This window comes from Nitrosopumilus sp., from assembly GCF_025699125.1.
Taxonomy (GTDB): Archaea; Thermoproteota; Nitrososphaeria; order Nitrososphaerales; family Nitrosopumilaceae; genus Nitrosopumilus.
Genome location: NZ_JAILWC010000001.1, coordinates 528,806 through 551,803, shown reverse-complemented (window position 1 = coordinate 551,803; position 22,998 = coordinate 528,806). Strand labels below are relative to the sequence as shown.

The following is a 22,998-nucleotide window of genomic DNA, read 5'->3' as shown; positions in this document are numbered from 1 at the left end:
TGCATTGAAATCCTACTGAATTAATATTAACAAAAAGAAATCTAATCATGTCTAATGCAATGATTTACGTAGGAATTGCTATTGGTGTGGTCGCAATGGCAGGGGCAATTGCTTATGGCACTGCAAATCAACAAAACTACATCTCAGAAGATGCAGTATTGGCACCCGCAGCAGAGCAAGGTTTACTTCCAAAGACAGGAATGCTTGGAGCTGATTTAAACAAAGAGAAATGGCATGAGGATCCATTTGGAGACTTGGCCCAAAAAATCAGAGAACAAAACGGAAGATAATTAATTCAGATTTTAATTCTTTTTTTATTTTATTGGCAGAAAATGGACATTCTAGATGTTTGAATTATGATAAAATATCCAGATTTTATGAATAGAAAATCATTATTTTAGGGAAAACAATTAATCTAAGATCAAAGTAATATTGGAATGCATCAATGTTACTATTGCGAACAATTATTTGAATCAAAAGAACAGTTATACGAGCACGTTGAAGTTCATTCAGACATTGAAAGAAATAAAGAAATCATGGAAAGAAAAAAGAAACTAGGAAAAAAATAATTGTTTTAGACTAAAGTAAAAAAAATAGAGTAAAGGTCAGAATTTATCCAATTCAGGGACAGATATAATAATTTTAATTTCATTAAGTATGGATTGGGTCGAAATGATTCTGAAAAAATCATGTGAAAGAACACTTACAAAAAGTGAAGTGCTTCACAGTTTATTTCATATGATTGAAGTAAATGAAAATACATTAGATCAAATTCAAACAGATACACGGGATTTTGGTCCTGAACTTGAAGAATTAAAACAAACTGAAATTAGAGATCTGGAATTTCATTTGAAATATTATAGAAGTTTAGTAAATTACATAAATTCGATTCCCGAAAGCAAAGTAATTAAAAATCAGTCATCGTGACTTTTCAAATCATCTAAGATCTTAGTTTATCAAATTCTAAATTAAATTCTAATTGTTTTTCAAGATTATGACCAAATTCAGTCACAGTGTCATATTCCTGACGTCGTTGTTCTAATACATGTTCTAGTTTTTCAATTTCTTCAGCAATCATTCTTCCAGAATCTTCTTTTGCAAACTGTTTTTGTTGTTCTTCATTCTGACCTCTAGTGGGAAAATGTTTTCCATAAAACATAGTTTGTAATTTTTCAATGTATTCTAGTCTTATCATCTCTGCTAAATCAAAATGGCCTTGTTCATGATTTAATAGACGATCAGTATTTTGTAAAATTCTTACCCAAGAAAGATGAGGAAAGAATTCTACATAGATACGAATGTTTTCAATTAGGAATAAAATTTGTTCATCGATTTTTTCAGAATTTATTGTCCATGTGAATCTATATTTTATTACACTATGAGAATCTTCAAATGTTGCAGGGTTTGATTCTGCTTGAAAATCAGACCATTTGAGAAATGTCTCCTTTGACCAAACAACAACATCATTTTCATTCATATCACATACCACTTATCTGACGATAAAATTGGATGTTTTTCTTTATAATAGGATATCAAAATAAAATTAATCATTAAAAATGAATTAAATTCGCTTTCCATCACGACCACTAAATTTTCCAAATGGTTGTGAGGAATCAAAGCCTAACCAAGAATAGTTGTTATTTTCCAAGGATTTATGGAAATTTTGATGTTCAATTAACGAAATGTCGCCCCAATTGCCTGCATGAATAAACTCACATTTCTCGAATCTGTGATTTTTTTGCACGCCTTTACATTGTATTATCAATCAATTTTAGATGTATTTTAAGACTGAAAAATATATTGTTAAAGAAAAATGTTTGACGGCAAACGAATTCTAGGGGTATGGTCGGTTAAGGCAAACGTAGGAATACCGTCAAACGGATGACTCAATATACTATACATAGTGAGAACTAAAAGAAACTGTGTGTGCACAATGAACACACTGTGCCTGAAGCAGCATTTTCTTCAAAAATTGACCTGTTTTTGGAAAAATAAGAATTGGATCATTTTTTCAACCCATTTTGATTAAATTTCAAGACATGTTTTATTTTAAGAATTTTTGAAGATCAAAATCATTAGAAGTGTTGAAAGCAAGATGATTGCTTGTTTGAAATCTGCCGTAACTCCCAAAGAGTCGATGCAAAAAGATTTCAAACATGCTTGCTTTCATTTTCTAAATTATCAATGTAGACAAGATATTTCTTCAGAAACAAGAGACATGTTAGAATCTAGAGCCAAAATGAACCTCAGTATTCCTAACATGACTGGATAGACGAAATTACTGCAAAACAACTAATGTCTCAAAAAAAGATTTTGTGATTATCAATGTCCGCAAATCAAATAAATTTGAAAATGAGTTGTCAGAGATTTCATTTGCATACCATGAGGAGGCGTCTATTCGCAATACAAATAAAAAACAAATAGAATGTTGGAGATACTTGAAAACACACACTGTAGTACTGAGTACAGAGGCAATATTATAGATAATGAATTAGCAAAACAAGGATTCTACGGTCATATTTGATTGGAAATACTTGATTCTAAATTTTTTATGCGTTCTAAATTATTTTTGCTAAAAAAAGTCTTTAGATCTAATTAGACACCGAATCTATTAATTTTAGAAGAAATTAGTATTATTAATGAATACCAAATTTTACATCACCATGGGCATTTCAATTGCAGCATTGGTTGTGGGATTTATTTTATTGTTTGGATAACTATGAAATTTTAAAACAGAGTTATCAAATTTGCGTTAATCAATTGATTTTTTTAATGCGTTGTTGGGATTTTGGTACTCAAATGAATAGTAAATTATTGGATTTTCACAGATAGTAAAACATCAAATATTTGTTGAACAGTCTACTGCTGAAGTAAATTTGACAGATGAATTTATTCCTCCAAATGTCAAAATACAAAACAAATCCAATTATGCTCACAATTAGAAAAATTCCAAAAATCACTTTGAATAACTTAGAATGTTTTGATTTCCTAAGACTGAAAAATCAACAAAATTTTTGATGTAAAATTTTGATTTGACAAATCAATTTTTACGCACTTTTTTATTTTTAGGATTATTCTTTAATCAGAAATATCGCCATGGATAGGCTGGGATATTGGCAATCCAAACGACATTGATTGTCAAATCATCTGTGGCCAAAAATTTAAGAGGGGTGCGGGCTTGATAAATAATTTGTAAGTTCAGATTTAGAATATAATCCCACATTACAATCAATTAGTTTAGAGATATTTTGAAAGGCAGGGCATTGATTGTCGATACTAAAAAGTTCCTCACAATTAGGACATTGAATTACCACATGATTCCCCCAATCACATTCAATATCATCAATTATATCAAAACGAACCACATCATTACAACTACAGCGTAGTTTACTTTGGAATTTATCAACTAAAGTCATAATAAAACCATGGAAAATTCAAATATAATTTATTAAGAATCGGTTAAAAATAAATTCAATAATTGACTCAATGTCCAACATGCAAACTCTTAATGGAATCTCATTCAACAACGGAATTAATGGAATGCTGTATGAAACAAGTAGGAGAGGAATTCAACGAAGGACAAGCAGGAAAATGCCCAAATTGCAAACATGATATTAAAAAACATTCAGATAAACAATTAGCAGAATGTACACTAGAGTATCTCAAATCAGGAATTAACTAGTTTAAGATAAGAATAAACAACACAATTATGAAAATTGTTTATTGAATCAAAGTACGAGGAAATTAATTGATCAACATTCTCCCATGTGGACAAATAAGCAAGTATGGGAATTTGAACAACTAAATGAAAACCTCAGATTTGACGTAGTTTTTACAGAGCCAAGAGGTTATGGAGTAAATTCTTGGAAATCAAAACTTGCATTTGTGGACTCAGAAATAAGAGATGTAACGGTCAGAACTTTTGATAATTTAATAGATGGGAAGGAGTTATGGATTGCAAACAAAGACCAAGTAAGACTAGATAATCAATACATACCATATCTTATGGCCGTAATGACAGACATAATGATAGAAGAGGAAATTTGCCTGAATTTTCGATATGAGAATAATTGTTTAGTAGTGTCAATTGATTCCAGTGCAGATGTAATTGACTGTAAAGAATTTTTTGAGGAGTTTTATCATCTAGCAACAGGATTCAATTATGATGTAGATACGGGCATTCCAGATGATGAGACAGAAGCTGAGATCTATCTTACCCGACTTCAAGAAGAATTTGACGAAAAGATGAAAGAGCGATTAGGGGACAAGTATTTGCCAGGCAATAATGATCCTGACACTATAAACTCCAAATGATTACTAAAATACTAGAAAAGATTCAAAAAAATGTTGTCTGAAAGAAAACCATTCAGAAGATTTCAAAAAAGAGAACCTTCATTGACTACAGAACAAAAGATAGAACAGTTCATCATAAGAAATTCTAAAAATGGGTATTTTACTAAAGTTTCGACCATCCCATACAAGTTTGAAATTTCAGAGGACACCACATGGAATATAGTTGGAGGTTTATTATCAAGTGGAACATTAGAATCATTTCATGATGAAGTTACTGGAGAAATGAAACTCTGCGAGACTGGAAAAATTTATTCTATTATGGATTTAGAAAAAAAGAGAAAGAGAGCCAAATTTCATACAACAAAAAATAATAAACCAATTTTAAAAAAGAAAAAAATTCAAAAGAATATATGAAATTACAAAAACGGCAAAATCCAAAACTCTTAATTTTGAAGAATAATGGATGAAACTGATGGATTATGATGAAAATCTTCCTACACAATGCCATCCTATAATAAAATCACGAAAGAGAAAGAAGGACATAAACAATGAAGCAGTGTAAATTATGTGGGACTCCACTTGGAAAAGACCCAACTGTTGAAGAGTTAGAAAAACATTGGAAGAAACATCACAATTGGCATTGGGAATCGAACAAAGAGAAAACACCTGAAGAGGCATTATTAAAAAAACGAAATCAAGACGTCTTGGAATAGTGGTCGTTTATAGCATGCCTAGACCACTATACGAAGGCGTCAAAATAATATCAAGTTCAAGTTATAAAAGAAATTTGTATCAATTTTCAAACGTTTGTTTGATTCAAATTAAAAAATAAACCGAATTTACAGTAATCAAATCGTGTGATTTATCAAGTTTAAAACAGTATACTACACATGAGAGGTCAGATTTTTTGAAGGAGGATTTTGCAGAGTACACAAAATGCGTATCATGCAATCAGGCATTGATCTACTGTGATTGTAATTGCCCTTATTGTGGGAAGCGTGAAGGATGTGAATGTGAGATTAAATCTCTGTCATTTGCATCATAATCTCATTTTTACAGAGTAGAATCAGTCCATGCGTGATTAAAAATTAATTTTAAACTAAAAACTGTGAAAAAATTCACTCCAAATCGGTAATAGTTTCTATGATAGTATTTGCCATGTCAGGAATTGAGGCATACGATATCAAGGCAAGGAAAAAAGTACTAATGAAAAACCCGCAGCCATATCGTATGAAGAATGGATCATGGGCTCTTAAAGGCACTAGTGCCGAGACTGGAATCAAATTGTTCAAAATTGTCGGAAGGGTAAAACCATCAATAGTCCAGTCAAGATTAGAAGTGTTCAAAAATATCTTTACAAGCAGACAATGCGAATGCAAAAAACTGTGCTAGGGAATTTTTTTAAATACTGTAGATTAATCATGCATAAGGAAATCCAGACAAACCATGAAAAAGAAATTCGAAAGCATTAATTTGATAATTTTTTGATAAAAAACATGTCTTATGAGATTAATTGGCACAAAAATTTCTATGGCATTTCATGGGCATACGAAAAAGACAGATTGGTGATTTCAACAGTATTTGAAGACAAAAAAGAAGCAATTTCTATAGCAAAAGAAGTAGAAGATTGGAGCGATAAATTCACCCGATTAACAATAATTGAAAAAGATGATGATGAGTTTGCAATCTGTTGTTATCAGGATCCTCAAATTTCAAAAAGTACCACACATGTAGGTCTATTTCGAACAGGAATGCGCCAAAGTGGCGGATATGAACAAGCAAAGCCAATGATTGAAGAAAAATCACCATTATTGCAAATTGCATATGCGGCAGATGTTAGAGATATGAACACATACGAGCAAATTTCAAGATTGGTTCCAATGAGAAAATGCCGGATAATCTCTGAAAAAGACTTGAAGAAGCAAGAATACTATTATGAGAAAAGTGCGAGTATGCAGAATCAAAATTAAAATGGTGAGATTCAAAACTACACAGATTTGAATTTCTCACCATCTATGGTCGGGCATCAAAGATTATTCAATTTGAATATAAAGAATCACTACTAAATTGTACATATTGTTGATACTGATAAATCATTCATCGATGTTAAATACAAAATATTCTATAACAAAACATGCAAGATAACAATAACCAATCATCATGGGAAGAAGCAATAGGAATATCATGGCTTATTTCTGACGAATGATATGTCTAGGTATAATCACGCACATAGTTCTAACTATTGGTGTAAGTGAAAATCTGAAATCATAGATAAAAAATAGTAGAATTTCTACAGACATATTTGCCAGAAAATATAATGCGATAAACGTTGTTAATATCGCGAAAAAAGAGAATTAACAATACGTAATCAATAGTTTAAAAAAATCCATAAATTTGAGATTAGGATACATCCAACATGCATTGTGACGATAAAAGAACGCTCTATGTTTTAAAAGAAGAGATCGAACGAAAATGGAACGAATTAAGAGATTCGGGATTTAAGGATGAAGTATTGCTAAAGAATCTCAATGATGCATTTTTAGACTATTTTGAATACAAAAATCAAAAATAAGAGTCTCAGAATAATTTAAGTAATATTTCAGGTCATATTTGGTATGAATTTTGAAAATCTCTTACAGAGAATAATGGATTCAGACATCAACATCAGACACAGCATAATCACTGACACTGAAGGAAACATTCTTGCTACAAGCCACAGAGAGGGAATTACAAATTATCTATCTCCAGAAGAAACAGCTGCTTCGTTGAAAAGAGCAGCTACTGCATGGAAAGGAAGAAAAGCATTGTCTCCAAAAATTGGAGATGGGCTATATGCAGTAGCAGCATTTGAAAAAATTACAAGAATGACGTTCCCATTAGGTAATGAAAATTTGATTTTTGTCAGCATGGGCTCTGATTCAGTACGAACAGACATGCATGCAGGAGGTCAACAACAAATTGTTCAACACGTCTTAAACATACTAAGTCGGGATCCGACAAAAGAATAGACGGGCAGGTTTTGTCAAAAGTGTCAATGATAGAGCATACAAAAGAGTGTAAATACCGAAATGATCATGACATGCCTCATACAAATTGCTATTGTCAATGCCACAAAATTATAATGGCAGAATCAGGAAAAATGGAATCAAAAACTTTCTGATTCTTTTTCCTCAAGATTATCAATGATTTCAGTAATATTGGTAAGAATTATTTCTTTGATTTGGGTTTTAGTCATGCCAGATGCACTCATGAATTTCATCTGGTCTAGTAGTGCAAAATGAACCCGTCCTTGAAGATAATCTACAATTCCAAAATTTTTTTTTGGAAACTCTGTTACAAATAGATCGTGCTCAGACAAATCATCATTTTCAGTCATGATATAATTTAAGAAAAACTAGTTATAAAATTTCCAAATACTCATTAGACTCTACAAAAAATGAATTTTCATGACAGAATTTGTACACAAACCATATGATCAAATTTATGTTAGAGATATGATTAAACTAGATCTTGATGATTTGATTGGAATGATGTCGTCCTTGGAGGCAGCAAATGCATATTGGGTGGATGGGGTATTATTTGCAAGTTTTGCCATGACAGAATCTGAAGAATTGGCAAAAAAAGAAATGCAAAATGAGATGTTTCTAGACAAGATAATTTTTTCAGTCTATGAAAAATATACAAAAACAGTAAAATCATCAACTAATTTAGAAATCGGAGTTTTAAACATGCAAAAAAGTAAATTATATCAAGATTTGATTGCATGGCTAAAAACTCAACCTATTTGGAATGAATAACCAGTAATTTTTACAAATTAGAAAAATAACGCCAGTACAAATAGAGGTAAAAATACAAGAGATTATGTCATTGTTTTGTAAAACATGTAATAGTCGAAGGTTACCAAAATGGATGAAAGAAGAAAATGTAACATTTTGGCTTTGTGAAACATGTGGAAATTTTGTCAACAATGATTCTGAAATTATTCGTAAGGTTTGATAGTCAACTTGTAGGTTTTGTTTAATTCAACACAGGAAAAAAGTATTAAAATAAAAATTATTTCTCAGCACATTTGAAGAGAACTGATGCCAACAGTGCTGCACGCTCAACAATACTATCATGAAGAATGTATTCTTTTGCCGAACGATAATTATGGCCGATTGGGCCAAATCCATCTAATGCAGGAAGTTTAACTGGGACATTACAGATATCAGAAGATATGAGTTGAGAGTGTTTTTTGATTTTTATTTCATGTTTTTTAGCAAGATCATCTACTAGTTCATAGAATTTTGTATCCGATGGCTCTTCTACCACAGGAGGCCTTGTTTGAATTTTATTTATTGATACATCTAACTTTTGTGAACCAGTTTCTCTCTTTTTCATTATTGACTGGATTTTTGTATCAAGTAGATCACCTAATTTTGTTGTTTTGTAACTGCAAATCAATGTCAGTGTTGCAAAATTAGGAGTCTGACCATGAGAGCCCTTTGAAACAATAGAAGTAGTTCTTAACCGATAGTCTTTTTCATCTTTTGAAAGTTTTTCAATAGCAGATAATTTTTTTGCTAAAACTGGAATTATGCCATGAATGTCAGAAGTTAATTGTTCACCCGTACTAGTAAATCGAATCTGATAGTCACTTCTTCCATAACATGTAGTAATTATTCCACCATCTTTGCTTGCAGATTTTAACCCAAGAATGTATCTAGATTTTTTAGAATATTCTTTAACAAATCTCTTGCTATAGCGACCTCCCAAACTATCATCAGTGGTAAGCAATATGCCACATCTTATTTTTTTGAGTTTTTTTGCAAATCTTAATGCGTGTAATGAACCCAACATAACTGCTAACCCACCTTTACTTTCAGCTATGCCAGAACCGACAATTTTGTCATTATCCTCGTAATAACTAATCAAATCATCTGGCCCATAATGAGTATCAAGATGAGATACTAGTAAAACATCATTTTGAGATTCAGAATGATTTTTAAAATAATAGAAATTTCCAACCTCGTGTTGTCTGTGAATATGTTCCCTAAACCCAAGATGCTTTAATCGCTTGGAAATTGTCGCTCCTAACTGATTTACATTTTCAATATTATATACATGAGTATTTAGATTTACAAATCCCCTCAGAGTTTCCTTTAAACTATGTAGGTGGCCTCTAAGATAGGTTCTAGCAACAACACGTAATGGTTGAGTAAGATCAACATCGGCATCTTGAGGTTGTATTGATGATCCAAAATATCGAATAACTGCAACATCTAAAATCTTATTGATTAATGAATCATATGTATACCCAGCAGTCTGCCCAGCATAATAAAAAGAACCACTCATTCCAAGACTTGCCATAGAATTTAATTCAAGAATGTAAAGATTTTCATCTTGATCCATTCTGAAATCAACTCGACTGTAATCATTGAGCCCCAAACAGCTAAATGCCTTTATGCATAATTGCTTTATCTCCTCTGTTTTTTCTTTGGACAGTTTTGCAGGACATGTTTTATTAACACCGCCTTTTTGTTTTTTATCTGAAATTGTTTGTATTTGATCAGGATGATCAAGATTGATTTCAACAATTGGAAGAACATCTACATTAGGGGTATTTCCTAATAACCCCACTGCAAATTCTCTACCAGAAATAAATTGCTCCACCAGTATGTCTTGCTCAAATTTTTCAATCTGTACTTTTACCGCGGCATGAAGATCGTCCCAGTTATTTACCACTTCCATCCCCATAGATGTAGATTCTAGTTTCGGTTTTACAATTACAGGGAAAACTAAATCATCATAAGTATCATCAGGAGTTCTAAACACCCAGAATCCAGGTGTCGGAATATTATTTTTTTGTAAAACAATCTTGGTCAGAACCTTATCTTGGACAATTGCATGACCTGCTGGTCCTGATCCAATGTATGGTATTCCAAGCATTTCCATCATAGCAGGAACATGAGTATACCTATTCTGACCTTGAATACCATATGCCATGTTAAAAACCATCCCAGGATTTTCACCAGCAACTACCTTTGGCATGAATTCACGTAATTCATCAGCAAGATGAATATCGCCTTCAACAACTTTTACTGTATGTCCCCCTTTTTCTAAAGCTCTTGCAACTCTCTCCACAGCCTTTGTGCTGTAATGTTCTTTTGTTGTCATACCAAAAACATTAATTACATCATTAGGATCAATAACATCTTCATTATAGATCAATGCAACTTTCAAAGAAATTCAACCACAGTTATTTAGAACATATAGTTAAACCTATATCATTTTTAAAACACAAAATTATTTTTGCTTATTCGATAATTTCAAAGGAATTTTTATAGCAATTAGGATTAGCCTTTAGTTGTGATTCAACTATGGTTTTTGAAAAATTGTGAACAGACATCATATGTTTTGGAATATCATCGCATTTTTTCTTGCAGGTTCTACACAAATACTTCATATCTGATTCTGGCAATTTTGACACTATAGAAGCCTTTGTTTTATTATCTAGGCAGATATGGTCAATTAAGACTATTCAGATAGTATTTTTCAATTCTTTCATTGAGAGGTTCAACATAGTCATCACAGGATTTAATGAATTCCTGACGAGTATTTTTTTCACTACTGACTAAAATTACGACTTGGTTGATTCTCATTCCAGTTACTTCATGAAACATTTGAGCATAACAAGTAGTTTGCAAATAATATTCATACATATATTCATCCCTCTGAGGTTTTCTTTTAGTTTTGTAATCAATGATGGATAATTCTCCATTGTATCTGGCAATCAAATCACTAGTTCCTGCAACCTTCAATTTATCAGAATACATCCTTTGTTCGATTGATGTAACATCAGAAATATGTTCCAAGTATGGTTTTAGATTATTAAAATGAGCAATAGGTAACAAATCAAACTCGTCTAAAGACAAACAGTTGTTCAGATAATTTTCAATAATCTTATGAGATTGTGTACCAATATCTTGTGCTTGTGCTGTAATGTATTCATGTGCGGGTTCATTTTCTCTCCAAGTATTCAAGATATTTTGTTTTTCATCAGAGGAAGTAGCTGAAAGAATCGTGCTAATAGAGGGATAAATTGCATCGAATTTTGTCTTATACCAATGACCGTCTTCACGATCTAGTAGTTCAGGCTCTCTGATCTTTAACATGTGAGAAAAATTTGTCATTAAAAATTTTAGAAAAATGCATTTATTGAATATTTGGAAAGCAGTTATTTCAAGTTTTTTTGTTTATTAATGACTGAAATTTGTCAAACTCTGTTTTAGTTTTAACAAATTGATCAGTTACTATTTTTTTCAAAGAAAAAAGATGCTCCAATTTTTCGTTAATAATAAAAATCGATTCATCAAAGATCACTGTTTCAATAAATTCAGCATTTGGATATACAGTGTATTCAAAATTCTCCAAATCAGTTTGAACCTTTAATTTGAATCCCAATAGAAGACCTAAATCATCATGTTTGTTTAAAAAACCAATCAAACTAGCCCTCAATGAAGTATTTTTTGATACGGATTTAAATCGCAATTCATTACTTGCGTCATCAATTATACATGCTACAGGTTTACCTTTTACATGTAAAACTACAGATTTGTGAGTTGGCACGTATTGCTCAACATCAGGCATTTTATCTAATGGCATATTTGAAATGGGTGTGATTTGATTAATAATTTTTTAACTTGATTTCATAGTTATTAAGAGACAATTTACCACTCTACACAGTGTTGAATTAATGCAAGAGAAAATATCAAAAGAACTAAAAGATTTAGAGAGAAAACTCGACAAGCAAAGAAAAGAAAAAGCAGAGCAGATAATCAAAGAAAAACTTGATCAGAAAAAACTAGATTATGACACAATCACTTTAATTCTTGAGATATTTGACAAGTCAAAATTCAGGTGGCATGAGGAACATTTTGATATTTTTGATTCAAAATCAAACAGTTTTAGAGGAAAAGAACTTCCCAGTAACAACAGAGAGTGTGTAATGCTAGGATTACGACTAGGAACAATTAGAAGTAAAATAATTTACAATCTAAGAGATAGACAAATCAATGAAGAAGAACGTCAGTCAATAGATGATCTAGTATGGAATTTTGTGTGGTATCAATGGAAAGAGGCAAGAATGCTATATGATTATTCAGCAAATGGGAAAAACAGAAACATGGCTTCTGGGTATTGATTTTAGGAATAGTAAAAATATGAGATTTGAATCATAAATAGTGATGAGCAACCTAGATAAATCAATAGGAAAAATTCTACTCGAACTTCAAAAAAACGATCCTGACACATTCAAGAAACTTATGAAACAGGCCCAGGAAGAAAATCCTGAATTATTTGAAGAGGGCATCGATAATGAGAACAAAGAGATTGAAGAATATAATTACAAAGTGGATGAATATAACAAAAAAATTGATGAAGAGTAGAGATCAAGCAAAAATTTCAACACACATAAAGCTCTAGTTTGTAACTACATCAATGGGATTTCTCAAAAAATTAAGTAAATTTTGTATTCTCAAAAAAGTCAGAGATAAAGCTGACGATCCTGATGAAGAATAGAAATCATTTTTCGCAAAAAGAGATCTAATTTTGTAAAAAACATGTTTCATTTGTTAAAGGTACTTGTATTTTTAGAGTTGCCATAATAAACTCATTATGCCATAAAATACTGCAACAGAGATTGCAATAACGATAATGCCGATGGTAGATTTTTTCATTTTTCAATGTCTATTTTGGGGATAAACGACAAAAACCAACTGTGCATTATTTCTCTATTCAAATCAAGAAACGTATTTGCACTATCATTCCAGGTTTTAACATTTTTTGTGCCCGATTCTATTGTTGTTATTGCTATTTTTATACAGGCTAGTCGATATTTTACAATTTCCTCACCAGTATTATCAATTATTTTTTGAGTAATTTTTGGCAAAGCGAAATTAAATCCAGATTTGCCTAAAAATTCTTTTTGTAATTGTACATTTGCATTGATAGTGTTTTTCCATGACTTGTAACACTCATTTTGTAAATCAAACAATGTTTGCTGAAAATGAGGAACAGAATGCTCTATTTCAGAAAAATATCTTTGGTTAACTTTGTCAAATACATCAAAATCATCATGTTGTTTTTCACGGGTTTCAGGCATACACGACTAGTTTTTTTGAGGAATTTAAATAATTAGATAAAAAATACTGAGATTTCAGGTAGTGTCATTGTTTTTTAGCCTCACCTACAATATCTCCTACAATTTCCTCTAACAAATCTTCAACAGTAATTATCCCAACTAATTTATCTTGATCATCCAAAACAACAGCCATATGCATATCTTTTTTCTTTAGTTCAATGAGAAGATTACTTATTCTATCACTAGAATAGATGAAGAATGGTTTTCTTACCATAGTATTAATTTTAGTGGTGGTGAATTTTTGTTTAGACAGCCTTGCAATATCCCATATGTGTAATATTCCAACAATATTCTCAGTTGTTTTTTCATAAACTGGAATTCGAGAGAATCCTTTATCTTCAATTTTTGAAATTACTGTAGATAAAGTAAGTGCTCCATCTAATGAAAAGACATTATCTTTTGGAGTCATTACATCTTGAATAGGTTTGTCATCAAATTCTAATGCATTCCGTGCAAGATCACGTTCTTCTTTTTCAATTGCTTTTTCTGTGTAACCCATTTCAATTACTTCCTTTATCTCATCTTCAGTGATGGGTTTAGGTCTTGGAGAATAGCCTCCAAAAAGTTTCAATATTGTTCCAGTTAGAATTTCTAATGATTTAACAAATGGGTACATCGCATAGGTGAAAACAAGTAAGACCCTACTGAATTTCAAAGATGCTTTTTCGGGATTTACATTACAAAATGTTTTAGGCAATATTTCCCCAAAAATCAAAATCACAAATGTCATTATTCCAATTATTATTCCAACGCCCTGACTTCCAAGTAACTTTATTGCAACATCTGCTGCAAGTACTGAGGATGCAACATTTACCAAGGTATTTCCCAAATTAACACTAGAAGTCATCATTGCAGGATTCATTTTTAATTTGTATAGAGGTGAAGAGCCAGGAACACGCTTTCTATATAATCTGATTACTCTTGATCGTCTCACTCCAACTATTGCAATTTCAAGTCCGCTAAAAAGAGCATATAATCCAACCAACATCATAATAATAATTATCTCAAGTTCAACAAATTCCATTTAACCAATCACTGTTTTTTGAAAAGTTAAATGGTATTTAGAATCTCATAATTGAAAATAAACAATAGACTATTCCAAATTAGGGATTTTTTGCACTCTATCGTACTACCAAAACAGGGATTTTTGATCTTTGAACAACACCATTGGCAACACTGCCTAGAATCAATTTATCAATTCCTGATCTTCCATGAGAGCCCATTACAATCACATCCACTTTATTTGATTTTGAAAATGATAGAATTTGTTCTACAATTGAATCAGTAACAAAAATTTTTGTTATGGTTTTAATCTTCTTCTTTTTTGAAATTTCTTCTAATTTTGATGTTTCTCGAAGAATTTTTTCCTTGTATCGTTTTACATCTTTATTGTAAGAGGGGGCAAATTCTTTACCATACCAACTTCCGTTAATCTTTTCAACACATGTTACTAGAATTAATTTTGAGTTGTATTTTTGTGCAAGATTTAATGCCATGTTAAAGGCATGGTTTGAGTGAATTGAACCATCAAAGGGAATTACAATCTTTTTAATTCTGTTTGGGATCATAATTATAAGAAAGCATTCACACATATAGAATTTTCAATTATTACAAGCAATTGAAATTTTAACTATTATGATAGATAACCTATAAAATTAGGATTTCTTAGGTTCCACGAGTAAATTCATAATATCTTGATTTGAAATAATCCCTATGACTTTTTTATTTTCTTCAGGATTAACTACTGGAATCATATCAAATGGATAAGAATTCATCTTTTGAATTACTGAATATAGATAATCATTAGGCAATACGGTCAGGAATTTTTCATACATTATATCTCCAACAGTAGTAATATCACGGGTTTTCTTGTGTGATTTTTCAATTTCACGTTTTGAAATGATTCCCACTAGGACATCATTTTCATCAAAAACCAAAAAGGGCTTCTTGTCAAGGTCATTATTTTTAAGAAATTCTTTAATTGTGAGATTCTTTTTTGTTTTAAGGAATGCTGTGTTAATTACAGATACGGCAGTCATATCAGATACAACTCTTCTAAAATAACCAGGAACCAATCCCATTTCAATCGTACCTACTTTAAAGTGTATGATTTTCTTTAATTTACGTTGAAGTTCAACGCTAGAAATTATCATGGTCATTAAAGTTCCAAGAACCAAAAGGGAAAACAGGCTATTGTTTAAAATATTTACTTGTAGTAAAGATAACATCAATGCCAAATCAACTGCACCTTTTGACATCACACCATACGCCACAGTTGTTGCAGGACGCATTTGAGCTATACGTACTGCAATATACGAACCCAAAAATTTTACCCCAATCATTATTACAAGAAATCCAACAATAACCCATAATTCTAAATCAAGAAATGCAGTACTAAAATGAAGTCCGATTCCTGCAAAAAATATTGGAATAAAAATCCCATACCCTACTGCATGGACATTTTTTGAAATTTCATTATAATCATCTTTACTCATTCTGGAAACAGCAATTCCTAAAAGCAGTGCACCAATAGCACCATGAACCCCACTAATCTCAGCAAAATATGCAACAAGTAAGATTACCCCAATTACAACTCCAAAATATACTTGGGTAACACGCAGATGTTTTTTTATGAAACGGAAAAAACGTGGCAAAATAAAGACTGAAACAAGTCCAGCTACAGTAAAAAATATGATCATTTTAACAAATAACCAAATAAATTCAGAAAATTCAGGTGTTTCACTAGTATTGATCTGAATCATTATACTTGTAACAATAATTGCAATAAATTCTACTAGTGCTGCAACAGTAAAAATTTCAAGACCTATTGTTGATTTTAATTTTCCAAGATCACTTAGAACTTTAGCAGTAACACCCAAACTAGATGCTGCAATTACACTGGCAATTGCAAATGATTTTACAAAATCCATATCTAAGGCCAGTCCAAAAATACCGGCAATAACAAAAGGAATTAAAAATGCAACTGCAGAACCAGCAAAAATTCTTCCGCGCATTACACGGAATAAGCCTGCAAGATCAATTTCTTCAAGGCCTATCAAAAAGAATAGAAAAAACACTCCAATAGAAATGAACAGTTCAATTTCGTCAATTGGTTGAACAAGAGCAAAAAGTGCAGGACCAACAATAATTCCTGCAAGAACATTTCCCAAGATTGTTGGCTGATTTATACGATGCATGATTTCACCAAACAGTTTGGCAGCTAAGAGTAAAATTCCTATATACAAAATAGATTCAAAAGTCAATTCTCAAACAAATCTCCCATAATTTTAAAAACTTATGTTCAATTCCCTTACAAGTACTTATTGACCAAAATGCTTTGTGTATGAATGCCTACCCAGAACCAGATCGTATAATACCGATAAAATCTATTAGAAGTTTAATAATTTTTATCTTGTGTGTGCTTCAAAATTAAAAATAATTCATCCACACTACAAGATCTAAATGAATTTAGAATCACAAGATTTAATTTTTGAGTTTTCTTTTCATTACAAATTGCACAGTACAGGAGATTGATCATAAACAGAACATGAATGAAATTAATTATTCGTTATGTTGAATTTTTATTCATTGTCGATTGTGCCACCTTGTCCATATAAAACATGCATGGTATAGGTATCTACAACATCAGGATGATTTCGAAGTCTTTTGATAATCTGCTCTACTCCATTAGGATCTGCAGTAGATATTTTTATAAAAATATCATACTTCCCCCACACTCCATTAATTTCAATTATTTCAGGTAATTCTTTAAGTTCAGAAATCAATGTAGTTTCACTACCAGTGCTACAATTTATCAGAACGTATGCTTGCATACTCTGCATCATGTTTAAAGTAAATAAAGATAATGAAAAAGGTAAAAAAGGAGATATTGTTTTTTGTCGTAAAAAACTGTTTAGAATGATTTAATTTTGATTTTTTCACCAACTGCAACAATTCTATCAGAAGAGATTATTTCTGACCTGAATCGAGATTTTATCTCCAGAGATTCCAGTTTGTTCGTATCAGGATTAAGATTGATTTGAATTATCTTGCCGATGTTTTTTCCATCAACATCTGCAACTTTATCCCCAGGTTTTATCGGAACAGTGTTTAAACTGAGTCCAGAATCGTTGATTTCTTCGAAATAGTCTCGAGATAAAAAATATTCTTTTGACAATCTTTTTTTCACTATTACGCCAGATATTGAAAATTTTTGTGGATCAACTAATACAGATTTTATCTTTCCACAATCATGCCCTTTACTATCAAAGACAGATTTTCCAATAAATTGCGGAAGGGAAAAATATTTTGAAAAATGGGTGTTCTCGTCAGCCATCGTTATATTATAAAATCCCCCAAGCACATTTTGCAGAGTAACAAACTCCATTCAGATCATAAGATTCATTTTCACATTGTCTACATGATTTAATTATATTCATAAACTAAACTAGAAAATTTTCCTAATCACAACTCAAATCAATGATAATTGACATAAGACATACTGAATGAGTCATTTTTTAATTTTTAAATAAAGTATAATGCCCTCAGCGATTACACCGCCAACGATAACACTCAACCCAATTAACCATTCTTGGGAAAACCAGTCATAATTTGTCATGATTATGAAACCAACTAATACCGCAATGATGATAACGAGCGTAGAAATTATTAGATTTTTAGCCATTATCAGATCCTATCTAAGATTTTTTTCTTTTTATTTGTAAACTCTTCTTCTGTAAGGATTCCAAGTTCTTTGAGTTTGGCAAGTCTTTCTAAGATTTCAAGACTAGGAGTTCCATATTGGGTACCGAGTTTGATTCTTCCTATTATTGATTCAAAGAAATAAAAAAATCCACTACTAATTTTCTTGTAAAATTTAGGGCTATTTTTTTTAAATTCTGCACCATGCTCCAAAGTTTTTTCTTTAATTTTTTGTGAGCTGTTTTTCAAAGATCCCCAGTAAGGTTTTGATTTTAGAAATGCTGTTCCTGTTGAACCTACTTCAGATATCTTTCCCAAAGATTCTTTTCCCAAGTTTTTTGTATGTTCTATAGTACTCATTATCTTTTCTTGTTTTTTCTTAATCATCGTATCAGAACTTTCAGATTTTTTGTTTTCAGTCACCATGGAGTATCGGAATCTAAGATTATAATACATAAGTATTATTTTAATATCAGTGTTTTTAGGAAAGTCAGCCTTGAGAATTAGTCAGAAAAGAATTATTTAGGCTCAGAGCTTTCATCTTCTTTCATCAGGCTATCCATAATATGACCATGAGATAGTTTTTGGAATACAAACACTGAATCGGCTATCAAAATTATTGCAATAGTAAGTCCAATTCCAGATATAAGAAAGGGCAAAAACGGTAAGAGAACAACATCTGCCATATATGGTTGAATTACAGCTATAATTATCAAAATAAAACCAGTAAAGAAAATATTTCTAAGCAATCTATGAAGGGGTTTTTCTTCAATGTGTTTAGTGTCAGCAGGGATTAATTTTGTAGAGAGTATATCTGAGATATTAGTTACCAAGTTTTCTATTTTACCAAGCATTGTGATAACAGGATAGACAATGAGCAATATGCTAATAATTGCTAAAAGAATTTCAGGCTCTATTGGAAGGGGAATTCCAAGTGTAGAGATTATGTTTACAATATAATCGTGAAAATAATCAATTAGTGCAAGAATTGCAATTACAATCATCAAATTAACGAAGAATTTTGGACCGTGTTTTTTCAGAATTTTATTAAACTGACTGTCATCACCAGGAGTGTTCATCAAATTATTAAAGAATTTTCCAACTATGAAAATTGGATTTAAAACATTCAACGGGATATGACTTTGTTTATCAGCAAGAGTTGGAAGTATTTTTAGTAATAAAGGCATACAAAACATGGTAGCCAATGTAACAAGCATTGTAACTGGATACAATGTATCCCTAACTGAACCTCCATCTACTGCCTGTTTTGCCATGATAAAGGAAAATTCACCTCTAGGAACCAAAACAGACCCAATAGTGGAAGAACTAATCATACCATGCCCACCTATTGAAGCTCCAAAGAAATTTCCAATGAATTTTCCAATCACAGCTAAAATTATTATCGGAATGGAGATCAGAACAACATCCGGAATTACCATAACGTTTACCAGCATTCCAATCGATACAAAAAATATCACTCCAAAAAAGTCCCTAAGAGGTAGTACTTTTTTTGTGATACTTTCAGAGTGTTTTGAGGATGCAATTATCATTCCCATGATGAATGCCCCAATTGCAGAACTTTGACCAAGAAAATGTGCTAAAACTGCTAATCCAAATCCCAGAGCAAGAGCGGTGATAAACGGACCCTCCGGAATATCCAATCCATGAATTTTTTCTAGTAGTTTTGGGATGAGTTTAATGCCTAGGCCTAGAGCAATTACAAAAAATGTCATACTCTGTAAAATTAAAATCCCAATTCCTGTAAAATCAAGTTGGGCGCCATCAGAAGCATTTCCTAAAATCACTAAAAGTAAAACGGCTGCAAGATCCTCTATAATTAAAATGGTAATTATTGTATCAAATTCTTTTGTTTTAACCAGTTTTAAATCACGCATTATTCTCAAAGAAATTGCAGTACTGCTAATCGACAAAATTCCTGCAAGATATAACGCCTCCAAATGCGACCATCCAAAAGAAAATGCTCCAATGTATGCTAGAAAAAACATTATAGATAGTTCAGTCATCCCCACAGTGATTGCTTTCATTCCAGCTTTGCGTAATTTCTGAAGACTGAATTCTAAACCAACAACAAAAAGTAGGATGATTATTCCCAATTCTGCTAAAAGATTAATCAACCCCACATCATCAACAATTCCAAGTCCATACGGACCTGCAATCATCCCAATTAGAATAAATCCGATGATTGTTGGAAACTTTATCTTTTTCATAATTCCTGCACCGACCATTCCACCACCTAGCAGTAATGCTAATAGTGCAAGAAATTGTGTGACTTCTACTTCCAAGAATTCACTCCATCGAATTCTTTAAAGAATAGATTTAAAGAATTTTCAAATTGCTCATTTAGTTTTTGTAAATGTGCCAAATCTACAGTAAGTGTTTCTTTATCAAACCAAGGATCTGACATATACAAATCTCTATTCATCTCAACTTGAATCCATGGAACAGGATTATTTCCATATGTTTTTGTAATATAACCACCATGAAACGGATCATTTAAGGAAATTTCATTTCTATCAATTTCATAAGATTTGGAAATGCACGAAGCCAATAACTCCAGCATTTCTTCGGATGCGGTTTGCCCATCATTATTTGACAGACAAAATTTTGGTCTTTTATTATTCTTGCCGTCTGGTGAAATACTGGGGGCAAAAGATGCCATTGAATGGCAATCTAAACATAATTGTAGTTTCAACTCATCAAGATTTTTCTGTATGGAATTATGATATGGAAGATAGTATAATTCAATTAATAAAGTTCTCATAGAAGAATCAGGCTCTTTTCCATCAAGATAAATTGGTTTTGTGTAACAAGTGGAACTTTTAATCAAACCGTCAGGATTTTTTGGAGGCAAATCGTCTTGTGAACGATTAAGATCAATGAACGCTCTAGCAATATTTGTCTTAATTACACGTTGAACTTTTTCTCCCAAATCAAATATTTCAATAACATAAGGATCAGAGTCATCAAAAAGATCTTTATTTGTAATGCACAAATGCCCATCAAGTTCTATAGGTTTCTTTCTTCCACCATGTGGAATAGATAACAAAACAGGCAGTGGGTCTAATTTAATCCCTCGGCGATCCCATCACGTCTTACTTCTGCTACTCCTTGAAATCCATTTTGTGTTTGCAGTTTCATTGTTGCATGAATTGCACCATGATAAAATGAATATCGTTCTTTAACAGAAATGTCATAGCCCATCTCTTTGAGATAATCAATAATTTCAGTTCTAAATCCCCCATCTTCTATACTAATAGTACCACCAATAGAACAATGAAATCTGGGTCGCTCAATTGCCTGATCCATTGGTAAATCACCATCAATGATTCTAGATAGAAATTGAGTTATTGTAGAAAATATTCTCTGACTTCCAGGACTTCCCACAACCATCCACAGTTTAGAATTGTTAAAAATTAATGCAGGGGACACAGATGTCCAAGGTATTGCATTTGGTCTAATGAAATAAGGGTGATTAGGATTGTTAAATTCAAACGCTGACATGTAATTATTATATAGAAATCCCAAACCTTCAGCTGCAGTTTTTGAGCCATATGCGAGTTCTATTGATTGGGTTATACCAACGGCATTGCCTTCATTGTCCATAGTTGAAAAATGCGTAGTATCTTCACCTCCAAAATCAGGATCTTCCATAGGCAAAGTAGCATCCATAGAATTATGAATAGAATCAGCCATTTGTTTTGCAAAAGTTCTTTGTAAATGTAATTTATCCTGGATTTGATCATATGTATGACGATTAAATGGCCGCTGTAATCGATGTAAGAATGCTTTTCTGAATGTCTCAGCAACAAAGTGGTATGAGCTAGGTTTTGAACTTCTAAGAAATTTTGAAGGAAGATGATTCAACATCATCAATGTAAGAAGTAAAGTTCTACCTGCTGCAGGCGGAGGTAAAGTGACAACTGTAACGTGACGATATTTTCTACTAATAGGTTTTCGAATTAATGCCTCTGGGATATACGCCAAATCTTCTTCTTGAATTAAACCATGATTTTTTTTCATATCTGCTGCAATCTTTTTTGCAATTTTTCCGTGATAAAAAATACGATATCCATATTCGGATATAGACGATAGTGTTTCAGAAAGATCATCCTGAATGAATCTATCCCCTACATCATATGGAACAAGGCCATCTTTTAGAAAATATTTTGCACCAGATTTTGATTTAATTGAATGAAAATTATCCAACTCTCTTTGCTGTAAACTATGTTGAAGTTGTGTAATTTTATATCCTTTTTTGGCAATATGGATCGATGGCGAAACAATCTTTTGCCATTCTAACCGACCGTATCTTTCATGTAAAAATCCTATCATAGACAAAGTGCTCGGAATTGTTGTAGATTTGTATCCTAAACGACGGTTTTTCTTTTTAACATAAAATGATGAATGTGCCAAAGAAGGAGATCGACTAGAACCATCTATCGCATAGGATTTTCCATTAAAATAGAGAATTCCCATGGATTGACCTCCAAGTCCAGAAGCTTGAGGCTCACATACGCCTAATGCAAGTGCTGTAGCACATGCCGCATCAATAGCATTTCCGCCTTTTTTTAGCATTTCTACTCCAGCTTTTGTGGCATCAGGAAATGCAGAAGACACCATGCCTTTTTTTGCAAAAGAGGATTTTTTGTTGGTAGTTGATCTAAAAGAATTTTCTATTTTTTCAAGATTCAATTTTGTATGATATCCTTTGATTTAGAAGAAATTTTGTTTAATACGAATACTATTTGCATTAATAATTGGAAGACATACCACTACAAATACTGATCTGGGTAAAGATAAAA

General features: G+C 31.9%; 32 protein-coding genes. 15 read left to right on the top strand and 17 right to left on the bottom strand.

From position 1 onward, the window contains the following. The first annotated feature begins 47 nt into the window (after positions 1-47). The 3 genes from K5783_RS03330 to K5783_RS03320 all read left to right on the top strand — a co-directional run bounded on the left by K5783_RS03330 (position 48) and on the right by K5783_RS03320 (position 927). Positions 48-290: a hypothetical protein gene (locus K5783_RS03330; protein ID WP_297472121.1), complete on the top strand. Its 243-nt coding sequence runs from the start codon at positions 48-50 to the stop codon at positions 288-290. 147 nt (positions 291-437) lie between these two features. Then, the gene (locus tag K5783_RS03325) at positions 438-569 is read left to right on the top strand and encodes a hypothetical protein (RefSeq protein ID WP_263970072.1); all 132 of its coding nucleotides are present in this window, start codon (positions 438-440) and stop codon (positions 567-569) included. 88 nt (positions 570-657) lie between these two features. Then, positions 658-927 (top strand): hypothetical protein, encoded by a 270-nt coding sequence (locus K5783_RS03320; protein WP_297472120.1) that lies wholly within the window; start codon positions 658-660, stop codon positions 925-927. Positions 928-940: 13 nt separating this feature from the next. Here K5783_RS03320 and K5783_RS03315 read toward each other — a convergent pair whose 3' ends face one another. Together K5783_RS03315 and K5783_RS03310 are read right to left on the bottom strand one after the other, a co-directional pair. Beyond that, the gene (locus tag K5783_RS03315; RefSeq protein ID WP_297472119.1) at positions 941-1,477 is read right to left on the bottom strand and encodes a hypothetical protein; all 537 of its coding nucleotides are present in this window, start codon (positions 1,475-1,477) and stop codon (positions 941-943) included. Between the two features lie 84 nt (positions 1,478-1,561). Next, the gene (locus K5783_RS03310; RefSeq protein ID WP_297472118.1) at positions 1,562-1,744 is read right to left on the bottom strand and encodes a hypothetical protein; all 183 of its coding nucleotides are present in this window, start codon (positions 1,742-1,744) and stop codon (positions 1,562-1,564) included. A 315-nt stretch (positions 1,745-2,059) separates the two neighbouring features. On the opposite strand from K5783_RS03310, the gene K5783_RS03305 reads away from it, so the two are divergent. From K5783_RS03305 to K5783_RS03265, 9 genes are all read left to right on the top strand, one after another. Then, positions 2,060-2,272 (top strand): hypothetical protein, encoded by a 213-nt coding sequence (locus tag K5783_RS03305; protein ID WP_297472117.1) that lies wholly within the window; start codon positions 2,060-2,062, stop codon positions 2,270-2,272. 1,275 nt (positions 2,273-3,547) lie between these two features. After that, complete coding sequence (locus tag K5783_RS03300; protein WP_297472116.1) at positions 3,548-3,682, top strand: hypothetical protein; 135 nt, start codon at positions 3,548-3,550, stop codon at positions 3,680-3,682. Positions 3,683-3,723: 41 nt separating this feature from the next. Further along, the gene (locus K5783_RS03295; protein ID WP_297472115.1) at positions 3,724-4,314 is read left to right on the top strand and encodes a hypothetical protein; all 591 of its coding nucleotides are present in this window, start codon (positions 3,724-3,726) and stop codon (positions 4,312-4,314) included. Between the two features lie 81 nt (positions 4,315-4,395). Beyond that, a complete protein-coding gene (locus tag K5783_RS03290) occupies positions 4,396-4,707 on the top strand; it encodes a hypothetical protein (protein WP_297472114.1) in 312 nt (103 codons plus the stop codon). Positions 4,708-4,841: 134 nt separating this feature from the next. Next, positions 4,842-5,006 (top strand): hypothetical protein, encoded by a 165-nt coding sequence (locus K5783_RS03285; protein WP_297472113.1) that lies wholly within the window; start codon positions 4,842-4,844, stop codon positions 5,004-5,006. A 445-nt stretch (positions 5,007-5,451) separates the two neighbouring features. Then, a complete protein-coding gene (locus K5783_RS03280; RefSeq protein WP_366939164.1) occupies positions 5,452-5,685 on the top strand; it encodes a hypothetical protein in 234 nt (77 codons plus the stop codon). Positions 5,686-5,789: 104 nt separating this feature from the next. Then, positions 5,790-6,263: a hypothetical protein gene (locus K5783_RS03275; RefSeq protein WP_297472111.1), complete on the top strand. Its 474-nt coding sequence runs from the start codon at positions 5,790-5,792 to the stop codon at positions 6,261-6,263. Between the two features lie 446 nt (positions 6,264-6,709). Then, on the top strand, positions 6,710-6,865 hold the full coding sequence (locus K5783_RS03270; RefSeq protein ID WP_297472110.1) for a hypothetical protein: 156 nt from the start codon (positions 6,710-6,712) through the stop codon (positions 6,863-6,865). 43 nt (positions 6,866-6,908) lie between these two features. Continuing rightward, positions 6,909-7,301, top strand: a complete 393-nt coding sequence (locus tag K5783_RS03265; protein WP_297472109.1) for a hypothetical protein — start codon at positions 6,909-6,911, stop codon at positions 7,299-7,301. Between the two features lie 137 nt (positions 7,302-7,438). Here K5783_RS03265 and K5783_RS03260 read toward each other — a convergent pair whose 3' ends face one another. Beyond that, positions 7,439-7,669, bottom strand: coding sequence for a hypothetical protein (locus K5783_RS03260; RefSeq protein ID WP_297472108.1), 231 nt, complete (start codon positions 7,667-7,669; stop codon positions 7,439-7,441). A 70-nt stretch (positions 7,670-7,739) separates the two neighbouring features. Between K5783_RS03260 and K5783_RS03255 the strand changes: the two genes are divergently transcribed. Beyond that, a complete protein-coding gene (locus tag K5783_RS03255; RefSeq protein ID WP_109877326.1) occupies positions 7,740-8,090 on the top strand; it encodes a hypothetical protein in 351 nt (116 codons plus the stop codon). A gap of 256 nt (positions 8,091-8,346) precedes the next feature. Here K5783_RS03255 and K5783_RS03250 read toward each other — a convergent pair whose 3' ends face one another. From K5783_RS03250 to K5783_RS03235, 4 genes are all read right to left on the bottom strand, one after another. Continuing rightward, the gene (locus tag K5783_RS03250; RefSeq protein WP_297472107.1) at positions 8,347-10,515 is read right to left on the bottom strand and encodes a M20/M25/M40 family metallo-hydrolase; all 2,169 of its coding nucleotides are present in this window, start codon (positions 10,513-10,515) and stop codon (positions 8,347-8,349) included. 73 nt (positions 10,516-10,588) lie between these two features. Beyond that, positions 10,589-10,738, bottom strand: a complete 150-nt coding sequence (locus tag K5783_RS03245) for a hypothetical protein (protein WP_297472106.1) — start codon at positions 10,736-10,738, stop codon at positions 10,589-10,591. Between the two features lie 61 nt (positions 10,739-10,799). After that, positions 10,800-11,465: a PD-(D/E)XK nuclease family protein gene (locus tag K5783_RS03240; protein ID WP_297472105.1), complete on the bottom strand. Its 666-nt coding sequence runs from the start codon at positions 11,463-11,465 to the stop codon at positions 10,800-10,802. Positions 11,466-11,514: 49 nt separating this feature from the next. Beyond that, positions 11,515-11,937: a hypothetical protein gene (locus K5783_RS03235; RefSeq protein WP_297472104.1), complete on the bottom strand. Its 423-nt coding sequence runs from the start codon at positions 11,935-11,937 to the stop codon at positions 11,515-11,517. 91 nt (positions 11,938-12,028) lie between these two features. Here K5783_RS03235 and K5783_RS03230 point away from each other — a divergent pair, with 91 nt between their 5' ends. Continuing rightward, complete coding sequence (locus K5783_RS03230; RefSeq protein WP_297472103.1) at positions 12,029-12,475, top strand: hypothetical protein; 447 nt, start codon at positions 12,029-12,031, stop codon at positions 12,473-12,475. A 43-nt stretch (positions 12,476-12,518) separates the two neighbouring features. Continuing rightward, positions 12,519-12,719: a hypothetical protein gene (locus tag K5783_RS03225; RefSeq protein ID WP_297472102.1), complete on the top strand. Its 201-nt coding sequence runs from the start codon at positions 12,519-12,521 to the stop codon at positions 12,717-12,719. A 287-nt stretch (positions 12,720-13,006) separates the two neighbouring features. On the opposite strand, the gene K5783_RS03220 is transcribed toward K5783_RS03225, so the two are convergent. The 10 genes from K5783_RS03220 to ggt all read right to left on the bottom strand — a co-directional run bounded on the left by K5783_RS03220 (position 13,007) and on the right by ggt (position 22,888). Then, positions 13,007-13,435, bottom strand: a complete 429-nt coding sequence (locus tag K5783_RS03220) for a hypothetical protein (protein WP_297472101.1) — start codon at positions 13,433-13,435, stop codon at positions 13,007-13,009. Positions 13,436-13,499: 64 nt separating this feature from the next. Beyond that, positions 13,500-14,498 carry a hemolysin family protein gene (locus K5783_RS03215; RefSeq protein WP_297472100.1) on the bottom strand — a complete coding sequence of 333 codons (999 nt, stop codon included), beginning with the start codon at positions 14,496-14,498 and terminating at the stop codon, positions 13,500-13,502. A 97-nt stretch (positions 14,499-14,595) separates the two neighbouring features. Beyond that, positions 14,596-15,042 carry a universal stress protein gene (locus K5783_RS03210; RefSeq protein ID WP_297472099.1) on the bottom strand — a complete coding sequence of 149 codons (447 nt, stop codon included), beginning with the start codon at positions 15,040-15,042 and terminating at the stop codon, positions 14,596-14,598. An 87-nt stretch (positions 15,043-15,129) separates the two neighbouring features. After that, complete coding sequence (locus tag K5783_RS03205) at positions 15,130-16,737, bottom strand: cation:proton antiporter (protein ID WP_297472098.1); 1,608 nt, start codon at positions 16,735-16,737, stop codon at positions 15,130-15,132. Between the two features lie 318 nt (positions 16,738-17,055). Next, on the bottom strand, positions 17,056-17,307 hold the full coding sequence (locus K5783_RS03200; RefSeq protein WP_297472097.1) for an Lrp/AsnC ligand binding domain-containing protein: 252 nt from the start codon (positions 17,305-17,307) through the stop codon (positions 17,056-17,058). Positions 17,308-17,387: 80 nt separating this feature from the next. Beyond that, on the bottom strand, positions 17,388-17,810 hold the full coding sequence (locus tag K5783_RS03195; RefSeq protein ID WP_297472096.1) for a PRC-barrel domain-containing protein: 423 nt from the start codon (positions 17,808-17,810) through the stop codon (positions 17,388-17,390). A gap of 350 nt (positions 17,811-18,160) precedes the next feature. After that, the gene (locus tag K5783_RS03190) at positions 18,161-18,601 is read right to left on the bottom strand and encodes an SHOCT domain-containing protein (RefSeq protein ID WP_297472703.1); all 441 of its coding nucleotides are present in this window, start codon (positions 18,599-18,601) and stop codon (positions 18,161-18,163) included. 92 nt (positions 18,602-18,693) lie between these two features. Continuing rightward, the gene (locus K5783_RS03185; protein WP_297472095.1) at positions 18,694-20,478 is read right to left on the bottom strand and encodes a cation:proton antiporter; all 1,785 of its coding nucleotides are present in this window, start codon (positions 20,476-20,478) and stop codon (positions 18,694-18,696) included. Continuing rightward, positions 20,469-21,242, bottom strand: a complete 774-nt coding sequence (locus tag K5783_RS03180) for an N-formylglutamate amidohydrolase (protein WP_297472094.1) — start codon at positions 21,240-21,242, stop codon at positions 20,469-20,471. Before K5783_RS03180 ends, K5783_RS03185 begins: the two co-directional genes overlap by 10 nt. Positions 21,243-21,256: 14 nt before the next feature. Then, on the bottom strand, positions 21,257-22,888 hold the full coding sequence (gene ggt / locus K5783_RS03175) for a gamma-glutamyltransferase (RefSeq protein ID WP_297472093.1): 1,632 nt from the start codon (positions 22,886-22,888) through the stop codon (positions 21,257-21,259). Between the last annotated feature and the right edge of the window lie 110 nt (positions 22,889-22,998).

What these genes read in the sequence shown, in the direction of transcription:
- K5783_RS03235 (WP_297472104.1), bottom strand. Translation starts at nt 11,937, where the DNA reads ATGCCATTAGATAAAATGCCTGATGTTGAGCAATACGTGCCAACTCAC.
- K5783_RS03200 (WP_297472097.1), bottom strand. Translation starts at nt 17,307, where the DNA reads ATGCAAGCATACGTTCTGATAAATTGTAGCACTGGTAGTGAAACTACA.
- K5783_RS03215 (WP_297472100.1), bottom strand. Translation starts at nt 14,498, where the DNA reads ATGGAATTTGTTGAACTTGAGATAATTATTATTATGATGTTGGTTGGA.
- K5783_RS03260 (WP_297472108.1), bottom strand. Translation starts at nt 7,669, where the DNA reads ATGACTGAAAATGATGATTTGTCTGAGCACGATCTATTTGTAACAGAG.
- K5783_RS03330 (WP_297472121.1), top strand. Translation starts at nt 48, where the DNA reads ATGTCTAATGCAATGATTTACGTAGGAATTGCTATTGGTGTGGTCGCA.
- K5783_RS03225 (WP_297472102.1), top strand. Translation starts at nt 12,519, where the DNA reads ATGAGCAACCTAGATAAATCAATAGGAAAAATTCTACTCGAACTTCAA.
- K5783_RS03300 (WP_297472116.1), top strand. Translation starts at nt 3,548, where the DNA reads ATGAAACAAGTAGGAGAGGAATTCAACGAAGGACAAGCAGGAAAATGC.
- K5783_RS03210 (WP_297472099.1), bottom strand. Translation starts at nt 15,042, where the DNA reads ATGATCCCAAACAGAATTAAAAAGATTGTAATTCCCTTTGATGGTTCA.
- K5783_RS03230 (WP_297472103.1), top strand. Translation starts at nt 12,029, where the DNA reads ATGCAAGAGAAAATATCAAAAGAACTAAAAGATTTAGAGAGAAAACTC.
- K5783_RS03285 (WP_297472113.1), top strand. Translation starts at nt 4,842, where the DNA reads ATGAAGCAGTGTAAATTATGTGGGACTCCACTTGGAAAAGACCCAACT.
- K5783_RS03315 (WP_297472119.1), bottom strand. Translation starts at nt 1,477, where the DNA reads ATGAATGAAAATGATGTTGTTGTTTGGTCAAAGGAGACATTTCTCAAA.
- K5783_RS03240 (WP_297472105.1), bottom strand. Translation starts at nt 11,465, where the DNA reads ATGACAAATTTTTCTCACATGTTAAAGATCAGAGAGCCTGAACTACTA.
- K5783_RS03320 (WP_297472120.1), top strand. Translation starts at nt 658, where the DNA reads ATGGATTGGGTCGAAATGATTCTGAAAAAATCATGTGAAAGAACACTT.
- K5783_RS03245 (WP_297472106.1), bottom strand. Translation starts at nt 10,738, where the DNA reads ATGAAGTATTTGTGTAGAACCTGCAAGAAAAAATGCGATGATATTCCA.
- K5783_RS03265 (WP_297472109.1), top strand. Translation starts at nt 6,909, where the DNA reads ATGAATTTTGAAAATCTCTTACAGAGAATAATGGATTCAGACATCAAC.
- K5783_RS03325 (WP_263970072.1), top strand. Translation starts at nt 438, where the DNA reads ATGCATCAATGTTACTATTGCGAACAATTATTTGAATCAAAAGAACAG.
- K5783_RS03195 (WP_297472096.1), bottom strand. Translation starts at nt 17,810, where the DNA reads ATGGCTGACGAGAACACCCATTTTTCAAAATATTTTTCCCTTCCGCAA.
- K5783_RS03255 (WP_109877326.1), top strand. Translation starts at nt 7,740, where the DNA reads ATGACAGAATTTGTACACAAACCATATGATCAAATTTATGTTAGAGAT.
- K5783_RS03220 (WP_297472101.1), bottom strand. Translation starts at nt 13,435, where the DNA reads ATGCCTGAAACCCGTGAAAAACAACATGATGATTTTGATGTATTTGAC.
- K5783_RS03190 (WP_297472703.1), bottom strand. Translation starts at nt 18,601, where the DNA reads ATGGTGACTGAAAACAAAAAATCTGAAAGTTCTGATACGATGATTAAG.
- K5783_RS03275 (WP_297472111.1), top strand. Translation starts at nt 5,790, where the DNA reads ATGTCTTATGAGATTAATTGGCACAAAAATTTCTATGGCATTTCATGG.
- K5783_RS03270 (WP_297472110.1), top strand. Translation starts at nt 6,710, where the DNA reads ATGCATTGTGACGATAAAAGAACGCTCTATGTTTTAAAAGAAGAGATC.
- K5783_RS03280 (WP_366939164.1), top strand. Translation starts at nt 5,452, where the DNA reads ATGTCAGGAATTGAGGCATACGATATCAAGGCAAGGAAAAAAGTACTA.